Here is an 11,152-nt window from a genome sequence, read left to right on the forward strand (position 1 = left end):
GGGCCAGCGACCGGGCCGGGGCCGGCCGGACCCCCGGGCACCGGCGGCGCCGGCGTGACCGCGCCCGTCAGGGCCGGGCCGGGCCCGGCGCCCGGCGGCAGGTCGGTCAGCGTCGCCGGCGCGAGGTAGCCGGCCTGGGCCGTGCCCATCGTGACCAGGGCACCCAACAGCGTCGCGAGCAGCACCTTCTTGACCACCACGCCGGCCTCCGTGTCCACCGCCCACCCCGACCCACGAGGTCGGGCACGGCGGACATCGCGGACGACGCCACGGTCGTGACCTGCGACGACGCCGTCTCGCCCGAACGCCTCGCGAGATCACCCGCGAGGAGCCGTCACGGGGACCGAGCGGGATCCCGGTCGGCCGGACGGGCGACGGCGCGCGCCACGACCGAGGGACGTGTGGTCGCCACGTGAGGACCGCCCGGGCCGGCGTCGAGCCGGGCACCGGGCGGCGGATGCGCCGCGGTGATCAGACCCGGACGGCCGGGCCGACCTCCTCGACGGGGCGCGCGGCGCGCTCGGCGTCGCGCACCGCGGCGATGGTGTCGTCGAGCAGCGCGACGAGCATGCGGTCGCGGGCGTCGGCGTCGAGGTCCGCGACGCGGGCGGCCACCAGGAGGTGGGCGCAGGCGTGGTTGACCGGGCCGACGTGCAGCAGCGTCGCGAGGCGGCCGCCGTGGCCCTCGCCGCGGCCCGGGCGCCGCGGCGCCGTCGCCGCCCGGCGCTCGAGGCGGCGCTGCAGGCGGGGGAAGAAGCGGTTGCCCGGGTCGACCGCGAGGCCGGCCCGCGCGATGGTGCCCAGGACGAGCGGGCGGACGTCGACGCCCGGCCGCCGGCCGAGCCCGATGAGCGTCACCGCCCGCGTCGCGAGCTGCTGGCGCGCGCTCGACGACACCGCGTCGTTGACCTGCCACGCCACGGCCGCGAGCGCGGGATGGGTGCAGTGCGGACGGTCGGTGAACCGTTCGCCGGCCAGCACGGAGACGTACTCCATCAGGCAGCTGCCGGCCTCGGCGTCACGGTGGGCGCCGGCCTCGAGGACGGGCAGGCCCTCAGGGAGACGGGTGGACGTCATGGGAAGCCCCCTTCCCCGGCCCCGGGCCCTCTCGCCCGGTCGGATGCCCCACCGTAGACCGATTCCGGCCGCATCACAGGGGGTCCGGACGAGGGAATCGAGCGAGTTGGCTCCGGCCGGGGGCGATCACTGCTCCGAACCGATCAACCCCGCCGGTGATCGGCCCGGGGGACCGCCCCGGCGATCAGCGCTCGGAGCCGATGACCGTCGTCGCGGTGAGCGCGGCGAGCACCGCGCCCACCGTCGGGGCGACCAGCCGGCGGATGTCCTGCGCGACGCCGAGGGGTACGTGGCGGCCGTCGGCGATCGCCCGCGCGCGTCGCGTCGCGTGCCCGGTGTCGACCGGGTCGATGTCGCGCACGCGTCGCCCGTGGTGCAGCAGCACGACGAGCATCGCGACGGCCTCGTCGGCCTCGGCGTCGCCGTCGAGGGCCTCGCGGACCACGGCGCGGTCGTGGTGCAGCGCGTCGACCTCGTGCACCCGCAGCGCCGAGCCGAACACCGGCATCGCGAGGTAGCCGAAGACGCGGCGCGGCTCCCGGCCCGCGAGCCCGCGCTCGACGAGCCGGTCCATCGTCCGGCGGATCATCTGCGCGCCGCGGGGGCCGGTGACGGCGTGCTGCAGGTCGGCCTTCGCGCCGCCGTGCGCGAGCAGCCCGTCGGCCACCCAGGCGAGCAGCGGGTCGCCCGGCTCGACCGGCCCGCGGCGGTACTGCGTGCCGGCGTCGAGCAGCGAGGCGTCGAGCAGCAGCTCCACCATCGCGGCCGCCACGAGCAGGCCCGCGGGCTCGGTGAGCGTGGAGAGCGGGCGGCCGTCGTCGTCCCCGAGGACCCAGGCCACCCGCTCGGGCAGCGTCAGATCCGCGGTCCGGGACGACCACAGCTCGGAGCGCACGCCGGACAGCCTAGGCACGCGCGTCCCCCACCCGAGCGAGCAGTCCCCGGGCGGAGCCACCCGGCGTCGAGCGGTGCGTCCGGCCGGGCGAGGGACGTGCGCCGACCGGCCCGACGCCCCCGTCGCCGCCGGGGAGCTGCCGGGGAACGGCCGGGGACCGGTCGGTCCGGCCGGGCAGACTGCACCCATGGCGGAGAGCCTCGCGACGGTGCCGGACGGGGGCGCCGCGGACGACCTCGCGCGGGCGCGGGCGGGCGACGACGCGGCGTTCGCGCGGCTCGTCGCTCCGCTGCGCCGCGACCTGCACGCCCACTGCTACCGCCTGCTCGGGTCGGCGCACGACGCCGACGACGCGCTGCAGGACGCCCTGCTGCGCGCGTGGCGGGCGATCGGGCGGTTCACGCCGCACGGCGAGCCGGAGCGCTCGCTGCGCTCGTGGCTCTACACGGTGGCCACCCACGCGAGCCTCGACGCCGCCGGGCGCCGCGGCCGGCGCGCGCTGCCCATGGACCTCGGCCCCGCCGCCGAGCGTCCCGGCGACGACCCGCCGCGTACCGAGGTGGCGTGGCTGGGTCCGTACCCCGACGAGCCCGGGGCGGCCGCCGAGCAGCGCGAGTCGGTGGAGCTGGCGTTCGTCGCGGCGCTGCAGCACCTGCCGGGCAACCAGCGCGCCGCGCTGCTGCTCACCGAGGTGCTCGGCTTCTCGGCCGCCGAGGTGGCGGCGATGATGGCCACCACCACCGCGTCGATCACCAGCGCGACCCAGCGCGCCCGGGCCACGGTCGCGGCCCGCGTGCCGGGGCCGAGCCAGCAGCGCACGCTGCGCGGGATGTCCGACGCCGCCCTCGCCGCCACCGTCGCCCGCTACGCCGCCGCGCTCGAGGCCGGCGACGCCGAGGCGCTGGTGGGCCTGCTCACCGAGGACGTCACGTGGTCGATGCCGCCGAGCGCGCAGTGGTTCCGGGGCACCGACGCCGTGCGGGCGTTCCTGCGGGCCGCGCCGCTGACCGTGGCGTGGCGTCACGTGCCGGCACGCGTCAACGGCCAGCTCGCGGTCGGCTGCTACACCCGCGACGGCGACGTCTGGCGGGGGCGCGTGCTCGACGTCCTGACGCTGGCCCCCGACGGCCGGATCGCGGAGGTCACCGCCTTCATCGGCGAGGAGAACGTCGCCCTGGCCGGCCTGCCCGCGACGCTCCCGGCCGACGCGCCCCTCACCGCTGTCCGATGACCTCCTCGGTCGCGCGCTCGGCCGCGGCCAGGAACGCGCCCATCTGCTCGAGCACCGCGGCGTCCGCGCCGGTCAGCAGGCCGGCGAGGCGGGCGTTGAGGGGGTCGTAGGCCGCCCCGATGCGGGCGATCGACGCCGCCTCGGGCTCGACGAGCACGCGGCGCCGGTCGGCGGGGTCGGCGACACGGCGCACGTGCCCGGCCGCGTGGAGCCGCTCGACCACGCGGGAGGCCGAGCCGGTGGTGAGGTTGAGGCGCCCGGCGAGCACGCCCGGCGTCGCGGGACCGTGCCGCGCGAGCTCGTAGAGGCACTGCAGCTCGGTGGCGCCGACGCCCATCCGGTCCGCCACCAGGCCGTTGAACTGCACGAGCCGCACGCTCCACGCGGCCAGCGCCGCGACCACGTCCTCCGGCGTCACGTCGACCCCCTTTCGCTGCACAGTGCAGTAGATGTGTGCAACAGTAACTGCATGATGCAGCGATCTTCTCACGTCGCGTGTCCCTTCGTCACCGGGACGCGCCGTCTCGACGAGCCCTACCCGGGCCGGGAGGCGCTGCGGGCGGCGGGGCCGGTCGCGATCGTCGAGGCACCGGCCGGCGGTCCGGTGGCGGTCGTCACCACGGCCGCCCTGGCCCGCGCGGTGCTCACCGACCCGCGGATCTCCAAGGACACCGCCCTGGCACCGGCGCACTGGGACGCGCAGGGGGCCGGGCTCGAGCCGACGGCGGCGCAGGCGCTGTCGCTGACCACGGCGGAGGGCGAGCTCCACGCGGCCCTGCGCCGCGCCCACGCGCCGATGCTCGCGCCGCGGCGGATGCGGGCGCTGGAGGGCTCGATGCGCGAGACGGCCCGGGCGATGCTGCGCGACGCCGGGCCGGGCCCGGTCGACCTCGTCGCGGAGTTCACCACGCGCTACCCCCTCACCGTCGTCGGCGACCTGCTCGGCGTCCCGCGCAGCATGCTCGACGAGGCCGTCGACGCCTGCCGCCGGATGTGGGACGACCCCGGTGCCGCGATGGCCGGGTTCGCCCGTCTCGGCGCGGCGGCGATGGCCCACGACGGGCTGGCGCGCGAGCTGCGCGGGCGCCTGCCCGCCTCCGTCACCGACGAGCAGGTGCACTACCTGCTCTTCGCGTTGATCTTCGCCGGGCAGCTGACGACGGACGCCGCGCTGGGGTTCCTGCTGGCGAGGGTGCTCACGAGTACCCCACCGGACGACACGGCCGCGCTCGTCGACGACGTCCTGCGCCGCGACCCGCCCGCGCCGTTCACGCTGTGGCGCTTCACCGCCGAGGAGGTCGAGCTCGCGGGCGTCGTCCTGCCGCCCGGGACGCCGGTGGTCGTCGACGTCGCCGGGGTCGCCGGCGACCCGGGCGCGAGCCTGGCCTTCGGCGCCGGCCCGCACGTCTGCGCGGGCGCGCACCTCGCGCGCGCCGAGCTCGCCGCCGTCGTCGACGTGCTGGTCACCGACTTCCCCGGCGCCCGCCTCGCCGTCCCGGCCGCCGAGCTGCGCCGCGTCGACCCCGGCACCCTCGCCGGCAGCCGCCTGGCGACCCTCCCGGTCGAGGGCCTGCGGCCTCGTGAGTGATGTGGGTCGTGGTGACGACCCGGATCACTCACGAGCGCGCGGCGCCTACGGTCTCCCGGCGTGCGGGACGTCCACCTGCGTCGCGAGCAGCACGGCCTCGCGCACCGGGCGGCGCTCGTGCTCGGCGAACGAGGGCGCGGCGCAGGTGTAGAGCGTGCGGCCGTCGTCGCCGCCGAGCATGCAGGCGTAGACCCCGAGCCCCCCGGTCGGGCGCTCCTCGAGGATCGTGCCGCCCTCCGCGACGCGCACCACCCGCTGGTGCAGGGCGTCGGCCACCCAGATGGCGCCCTCGGCGTCGCCCCCGAGCCCGTCCGGGGCGACGGCCAGGCCGCCGAGCGCCTCACCGACGTCGGTGGTGACCGGCGGCGCGGAGAACCGCGCCCAGTCGCGGCGCCGGGCGAGCCCGCCGTCGTCGGCGACGTCGAAGGCGGTCAGCCGCGCGCCGAACGTCTCGGCCACGACGAGCACGCGCCCGAACAGGACCATGCCGTTGGGGAAGAGGAGGTCGTCGGCGATGGTGCGGGCGCTGCCGTCGGGGTCGACGTAGGTGAGCGTCGTGCGCTCGATCGGCGCGCCGGCCATGAGGTCGAAGCCGAAGTTGCCGACGTACGCACCGCCGCGCTCGTCGACGACCATGTCGTTCAGCAGCGGTCCGACCAGCCCGGACAGGTCGGCGTGCTCCACCAGCGACCCGTCCTGCTCGCGGCGGAGGATCCGCCGGTCGCGCATCGAGACGATCAGCGCCCGCCCGTCGGGGAGGAACCCCAGCCCCGAGGGCTGCTCGGGGACGTGGGCCATCACCTCGTGCCCGCCGCCGGGGTCGATCGCGACGACCCGCTCGGTGTAGAAGTCCGAGACCCACAGCCGCCCGTCGTGCCAGCGCGGGCACTCCAGGTACGACCACCCGTCCGACACCACGTCGAAGTCCTGCTGCCCCACGCCGCGCTCCTCCTCGAGCCGCCCCGGTGATCGGTGCACCATCCGAGGCCCGGGTCCGGCCGTCAAGCCCCGTCGAGCGTGTCAACCCCCGGGAACTGCGAATCCCGGACGCGCCGCCCGCACCGGACACTGAGCCCCGTGACCAGCACCGACACGCGCCCGGCCTTCGGCGGCTTCCACCACGTCGCGGTCACCGCCAGCGACGTCGAGACCAGCGTCGCCTGGTACCAGCGGGTGTTCGGGATGGACCGGCTCCCGCCGCGCTTCCCCCACCACGGCCCCGACGCGAAGGGGTACGCGACCGTGCTCGTCGAGCCCGGGACGGGCATGTGCATCGGTGTCGAGCACCACCCCGACAACGACGGCGCGCCGGCGGACGAGCTCCGCTGCGGGGTCGACCACATCGCCTTCGCCATGCTCACCCGGGAGGACCTGGACACCTGGGCGTCCTGGCTCGACTCACTGGGCATCGCGCACTCCGGGGTCGTCGACGCCACGGACCCGCTGCCCTACGCGGCGCTCGTCTTCCGCGACCCCGACAACGTCCAGCTCGAGCTCTTCTTCATGGACCAGGGCTGACCGGAGGACTCCGGTGACGGAACCCGCGCTGAGCGCGGAGTTCGTCACCGAGGTTCCGACAGCCGCCCCGAGGCCCCGGCGGAATGCCGCCGGCCGCGGCGTGGTTGGTTGAAGTGTGAAGAACATCGGGTTCCTGTCCTTCGGGCACTGGACGCCGTCCGAGCACTCGCAGGTGCGCTCCGCGGCCGACGCCCTGCTGCAGTCGGTCGAGCTCGCCGTGGCCGCCGAGGAGCTCGGCGCCGACGGCGCCTACTTCCGCGTCCACCACTTCGCGCGCCAGCTCGCGTCCCCGTGCCCGCTGCTGGCCGCGGCCGCCGCGCGCACGAGCCGCATCGAGCTGGGCACCGGCGTCATCGACATGCGCTACGAGAACCCGCTCTACATGGCCGAGGACGCCGGGGCCGCCGACCTCATCTCCGGCGGGCGCCTGCAGCTCGGCATCAGCCGCGGCTCCCCCGAGCAGGTCATCGACGGCTACCGCTACTTCGGCTACGTCCCGCCCGAGGGGCAGTCCGACGGCGAGATGGCCCGCAACCACACCCAGCTCTTCCTCGACGTGCTGAAGGGCGAGGGGTTCGCGCAGCCCAACCCGCGCCCGATGTTCGCCAACCCGCCCGGTCTGCTGCGCCTCGAGCCGTACTCGGAGGGCCTGCGCGACCGCATCTGGTGGGGCGCGGGCAGCCGCGCGACCGCCGAGTGGACCGCCGAGCAGGGCATGAACCTCATGAGCTCGACGCTGCTCACCGAGGACACCGGCGTGCCGTTCCACCGCCTGCAGGCCGAGCAGATCCAGCGCTTCCGCGACGCGTGGACCGCGGCGGGTCACGAGCGCGAGCCGCGCGTGTCGGTCAGCCGCAGCATCTTCCCGATCGTCAGCGAGCTCGACCGCCAGCTGTTCTGGCGCGAGCGGCACTCGACCGACCAGGTCGGCCACCTCGACGGCGGCGACGCCCGCTTCGGGAAGACGTACGCGGGCGAGCCGGACAAGCTCATCGCCGAGCTGGCCGAGGACGAGGCGATCGCCGCCGCCGACACCCTGCTGCTCACGGTGCCCAACCAGCTGGGCGTCGACTACAACGCCCACGTCGTCGAGGCCGTCCTCACCCACCTGGCCCCGGAGCTCGGCTGGCGCTGACCCCGCACGCGGGACCGTCGAGCGGCGGGCAGTCCTCCGAGACCCGGTAGTACGCGAGCACGTCTCCGGGTCCGAGGGCGGGCGCGCGCCCGGCGCGCTCGTCGAGCATGAAGATCATGGCGAGCGTGCGGGTGCCGCCCCACCCGTCGCCGACCTCGCGCGGTGTCGTGCGGCCCGCGCGCAGGCCGTCGGCGAGGCGGGCGAGCGTCGAGGCCTGATCGCCGCCGGGGTCGACCGGGAACGGCCAGTCGATCGGCAGCGCGGGCCGGCCGGCCGCGACCTCGCCGCGCCACCCGACCATCGCCGTGACGAGGGGCGTCACGAGGACGGCCAGCACCACGAGAGGGACGACGGCCGCCGCGGTCCACCTCCCGGCGCTCGCCACCACGTCGACACCGACGGCCGCGGCCAGGGCGAGGACGACCGCGACGAGCAGGACCCGGCGCGTCCCCGGCACGCCGCTCGCGACCGCGTAGAGGGCGACGGCGAGGACCCCGGCCAGGAGCCACGGCCAGAGCTGCCCGACGCGGGCCGCGATCCCCACCAGCGCGCCGACGACGAGCACGGCGGCGATCCAGGGCGCGCCGAGCGCGGGGAGGTCGGCGAACCAGTAGTACGACGACCCGGAGTCGAGGGCGTAGCCGCCGAGCTCGCGCAGGTGCTCGCCGGCGGCCGCGGGTTCGGGGCCGGCCCGCCCGCCGCCGGTGACGACGATCCCGCCGTTGCGCCACCACCACAGCGGCGTGACGACGACGAGCGCCCCACCGGCCGCGCCGGCCAGGAAGCCGAGCGGCGCCCGCACCGCGCGGACGAGGGCCACGACGACGACCGCTCCCGCGCTCGCCAGGGCCGCGGTGTAGAGCGAGACCGCCACCCCCGCCATCACGAGACCGAGCCACCACCAGCGCGTCCGCGAGGTCACGAGGAGCAGGGCGGCGAGCCCGGCCACCACGTCGAGCGGGGTCTCGATGCCGACCCAGGCCAGGAGCGACACGGCGGGCAGCGCGACACCCACGACGCCGGCGAGGACCGCACTCGCCCGCCCGCAGCCCAGCCGGCGCTGCGCGGTGACGTAGAGCAGCGGCGCGAGCAGCGCGCTCGCCACCGCCTTCCACGTGCGTGCGTAGAGCAGGCCGTAGTCCGGGTCGAGGTGCCCGGCCGCCCAGTAGAAGAGCTGGCCGGCGGCGTTCGTGCTCCAGATCGAGGGCTGCCAGCGCACCGCGAGCGCCATCGCGTCACGGTGCGAGACGGAGGCCTCCTCGCCGGTGATCACGCCCTGTGCCGACGCGCCCGCCGCGAGCCAGAGGAACCACGCCGCGGTGGCGGCATAGAGGACGACGAGGAGGACGAGGTCGGCGCGGCCCCACGGGGTCGGTGCCGCCCGACGCGGGGTCACCGAGGGGAGCCTACGGCGCGCCCTCGTGACCATCCGCGACCGAGGTCGTTGCTCCGGGAGAACGCACCGAGTGGCCCCTATGCCGTCACAAGGCTGCTCCTCGGTGCACCCGACCGACGGAAGGACCTCTCGTGACCCTGCGCCGCCTCGCGGCCGGCACCCTCGCCGGCTCGGCCCTCCTCGGGTTCTCCCTCGCCACCGCCGACGCCGCCTCCGCGTCCGAGTCGCACGGCGGGCACCCCGCATCGACCGAGTGCAGCACCACGGGCACCGCCACCGGCAGCCCGGGCGTGCAGAGCGGCAACGTCGTGCAGTTCCTGGACTGCAGCGAGGTCGCCTCGCCGACCATCAACGGTCCACTGGTCGGCGCCCCCGAGGTGTGACCCCCCGTCCGGGCCCCGGTCCGCCGGGGCCCGGACGCCGGTCGCTAGACGTTGAAGCGGAACTCCACGACGTCGCCGTCCTGCATCACGTAGTCCTTGCCCTCCATGCGGACCTTGCCCGCGGTCTTCGCCGCGTTCATCGACCCGGCCGCGACGAGGTCGTCGTAGGAGACGATCTCGGCCTTGATGAAGCCCTTCTGGAAGTCCGTGTGGATCACGCCGGCGGCCTCGGGCGCGGTGGCCCCGATCCGGATCGTCCAGGCGCGGGACTCCTTGGGGCCCGCGGTCAGGTAGGTCTGCAGGCCGAGGGTGCGGAACCCGGCGCGGGCCAGCGCGTCGAGGCCCGGCTCGGGCTGGCCGATCGACTCCAGGAGCTCCTGGGCGGACTCGGCGTCGAGCTCGAGCAGCTCCTGCTCGACCTTCGCGTCGAGGAACACCGACTCGGCCGGCGCGACGAGCTCGGCGAGCTCCTTGCGCCGGGCGTCGTCGGTGAGCACCGGCTCGTCGGCGTTGAAGACGTAGAGGAACGGCTTGACCGTCATGAGGTTCAGCTCGCGCAGGCGCGGCGAGTCGAGCCCGGCCGAGAAGAGCGTCCGGCCCTCGTTCAGCACCGACTGCGCGTGCTGGATCTCTTCGACGGCGGCCTTCGTCTCCTTGCGGACCCGGGCCTCCTTCTCGAGGCGCGGGAGGGCCTTGTCGATCGTCTGCAGGTCGGCGAGGACCAGCTCGGTGGCGATGGTCTCGATGTCCGCGGCCGGGTCGACGCGGCCGTCGACGTGCACGACGTCGTCGTCGGCGAACACCCGCACGACCTGGCAGATCGCGTCGGCCTCGCGGATGTTGGCGAGGAACTTGTTGCCCAGCCCGGCGCCCTCCGAGGCGCCCGCGACGATGCCGGCGATGTCGACGAACGACACCGTCGCCGGGACCACCTTCTCGGAGGCGAACATCTCGGCGAGCCGGTCGAGCCGGGGGTCGCGCAGGGGCACGACACCGACGTTCGGCTCGATCGTGGCGAAGGGGTAGTTCGCGGCGAGGACGTCGTTGCGGGTCAGGGCGTTGAACATCGTCGACTTGCCCACGTTGGGCAGCCCGACGATGCCGAGGGTCAAGCTCACGGGATCCCAGTCTGCCAGCGAGGGATCCGCCGGGGCCCCGGCGGCGTCCAACCAGGGTGACGATCCCGCTCACCCCCGGAGGCCACCGTGCCCGCCACCGCCACCGTCCCCACCGTGCTCGGCCCGTTCACGGCCCTCGTCGACGACGAGGACACCGTCCTCGCGTCGGGCTGGACCGACGACGTCGATGCGCTGCTCGCGCTCGTCCACCCCGAGCTGCGGCCCACCGACCCCGCCCGCCGCCGCGACCTCGGCGCGGTGACCCGCGCGGTCACCGCGTTCCACGACGGCGACCCGGCGCCGGCCGCCGAGGTCGGCGTGCGCCAGATCAGCGGCCCCGCCACGACGGCGATCTGGGACCGGATGCGCCTCGTGCCGCCGGGCCACCCGACGACCTACGGCGAGCTGGCCGAGGCCGCCGGGTACCCCCGCGGGCACCGCCTCGCCGCCCGGGCCTGCGTGCGCAACGCGGCGACGCTGTTCGTGCCGTGCCACCGCGTGCTGCGCCGCGGCGGCGGGCTCGGCGGCTACCGCTGGGGGCTGGAGACGAAGGACCGGCTGCTGGTCATGGAGAAGTCCTGGCTGCCCGAGGAGCCGGCCGCCGAGGGATCGCTGTCGGGGGTCTGATCCATCCTGCGGATCATGACGGTGGACGGGGTGCTGGCCGGGCTGCTCGTCGGGCTCGCGCTCGGCGCGGTGATCGGGGCGTGGGTCGCGCAGCGGCTGGCGGCCGCCCGGCGCGACGCGGCGGTGTCCGACGCGGTGCGGCGCGCCGGCGCCGAGGTCGCGACCGCGCGGGCCGAGCTCGACG

General features: G+C 75.9%; 12 protein-coding genes and 1 pseudogene. 6 read left to right on the forward strand and 7 right to left on the reverse strand.

From position 1 onward, the window contains the following. The 3 genes and pseudogenes from ABD994_RS30405 to ABD994_RS30415 all read right to left on the reverse strand — a co-directional run. Positions 1 to 218, reverse strand: a pseudogene (locus ABD994_RS30405) (hypothetical protein); the annotation flags it as partial. A gap of 253 nt (positions 219 to 471) precedes the next feature. After that, complete coding sequence (locus ABD994_RS30410) at positions 472 to 1,077, reverse strand: hypothetical protein (RefSeq protein WP_345425172.1); 606 nt, start codon at positions 1,075 to 1,077, stop codon at positions 472 to 474. Between the two features lie 184 nt (positions 1,078 to 1,261). After that, positions 1,262 to 1,972: a GPP34 family phosphoprotein gene (locus ABD994_RS30415; RefSeq protein WP_345425175.1), complete on the reverse strand. Its 711-nt coding sequence runs from the start codon at positions 1,970 to 1,972 to the stop codon at positions 1,262 to 1,264. A gap of 187 nt (positions 1,973 to 2,159) precedes the next feature. On the opposite strand from ABD994_RS30415, the gene ABD994_RS30420 reads away from it, so the two are divergent. Further along, complete coding sequence (locus ABD994_RS30420; protein WP_345425178.1) at positions 2,160 to 3,203, forward strand: RNA polymerase subunit sigma-70; 1,044 nt, start codon at positions 2,160 to 2,162, stop codon at positions 3,201 to 3,203. Here the strand turns inward: ABD994_RS30420 and ABD994_RS30425 are convergent. After that, the gene (locus ABD994_RS30425; protein WP_345425181.1) at positions 3,187 to 3,621 is read right to left on the reverse strand and encodes a MarR family winged helix-turn-helix transcriptional regulator; all 435 of its coding nucleotides are present in this window, start codon (positions 3,619 to 3,621) and stop codon (positions 3,187 to 3,189) included. The two genes, ABD994_RS30420 and ABD994_RS30425, sit on opposite strands and share 17 nt — an antisense overlap. 51 nt (positions 3,622 to 3,672) lie before the next feature. Here ABD994_RS30425 and ABD994_RS30430 point away from each other — a divergent pair, with 51 nt between their 5' ends. Further along, on the forward strand, positions 3,673 to 4,791 hold the full coding sequence (locus ABD994_RS30430) for a cytochrome P450 family protein (RefSeq protein WP_345425184.1): 1,119 nt from the start codon (positions 3,673 to 3,675) through the stop codon (positions 4,789 to 4,791). Positions 4,792 to 4,836: 45 nt separating this feature from the next. Here the strand turns inward: ABD994_RS30430 and ABD994_RS30435 are convergent, their stop codons facing one another. After that, positions 4,837 to 5,730, reverse strand: a complete 894-nt coding sequence (locus tag ABD994_RS30435) for an SMP-30/gluconolactonase/LRE family protein (RefSeq protein WP_345425187.1) — start codon at positions 5,728 to 5,730, stop codon at positions 4,837 to 4,839. 138 nt (positions 5,731 to 5,868) lie between these two features. Between ABD994_RS30435 and ABD994_RS30440 the strand changes: the two genes are divergently transcribed. Further along, positions 5,869 to 6,309, forward strand: coding sequence for a VOC family protein (locus tag ABD994_RS30440; protein ID WP_345425190.1), 441 nt, complete (start codon positions 5,869 to 5,871; stop codon positions 6,307 to 6,309). 115 nt (positions 6,310 to 6,424) lie between these two features. Continuing rightward, positions 6,425 to 7,444 (forward strand): LLM class flavin-dependent oxidoreductase, encoded by a 1,020-nt coding sequence (locus ABD994_RS30445; protein ID WP_345425193.1) that lies wholly within the window; start codon positions 6,425 to 6,427, stop codon positions 7,442 to 7,444. Here ABD994_RS30445 and ABD994_RS30450 read toward each other — a convergent pair. Beyond that, positions 7,410 to 8,840 carry a hypothetical protein gene (locus ABD994_RS30450; RefSeq protein WP_345425196.1) on the reverse strand — a complete coding sequence of 477 codons (1,431 nt, stop codon included), beginning with the start codon at positions 8,838 to 8,840 and terminating at the stop codon, positions 7,410 to 7,412. The two genes, ABD994_RS30445 and ABD994_RS30450, sit on opposite strands and share 35 nt — an antisense overlap. Before the next feature lie 131 nt (positions 8,841 to 8,971). On the opposite strand from ABD994_RS30450, the gene ABD994_RS30455 reads away from it, so the two are divergent. Next, positions 8,972 to 9,223 (forward strand): chaplin family protein, encoded by a 252-nt coding sequence (locus ABD994_RS30455; protein ID WP_345425199.1) that lies wholly within the window; start codon positions 8,972 to 8,974, stop codon positions 9,221 to 9,223. Between the two features lie 44 nt (positions 9,224 to 9,267). On the opposite strand, the gene ychF is transcribed toward ABD994_RS30455, so the two are convergent. Beyond that, positions 9,268 to 10,341, reverse strand: coding sequence for a redox-regulated ATPase YchF (gene ychF, locus ABD994_RS30460; RefSeq protein WP_345425202.1), 1,074 nt, complete (start codon positions 10,339 to 10,341; stop codon positions 9,268 to 9,270). An 87-nt stretch (positions 10,342 to 10,428) separates the two neighbouring features. Between ychF and ABD994_RS30465 the strand changes: the two genes are divergently transcribed. Beyond that, entirely contained in the window at positions 10,429 to 10,968 is a 540-nt protein-coding gene (locus tag ABD994_RS30465) for a methylated-DNA--[protein]-cysteine S-methyltransferase (RefSeq protein ID WP_345425205.1), read from the forward strand. The last annotated feature ends 184 nt before the right edge of the window (positions 10,969 to 11,152 follow it).

It is taken from the genome of Actinomycetospora chlora (assembly GCF_039542135.1).
GTDB lineage: Bacteria > Actinomycetota > Actinomycetes > Mycobacteriales > Pseudonocardiaceae > Actinomycetospora > Actinomycetospora chlora.

Excerpts from the sequence above, each read along its gene's own strand:
- ABD994_RS30410 (WP_345425172.1), bottom strand. The coding sequence starts at position 1,077 with ATGACGTCCACCCGTCTCCCTGAGGGCCTGCCCGTCCTCGAGGCCGGC.
- ABD994_RS30420 (WP_345425178.1), top strand. The coding sequence starts at position 2,160 with ATGGCGGAGAGCCTCGCGACGGTGCCGGACGGGGGCGCCGCGGACGAC.
- ABD994_RS30430 (WP_345425184.1), top strand. The coding sequence starts at position 3,673 with ATGATGCAGCGATCTTCTCACGTCGCGTGTCCCTTCGTCACCGGGACG.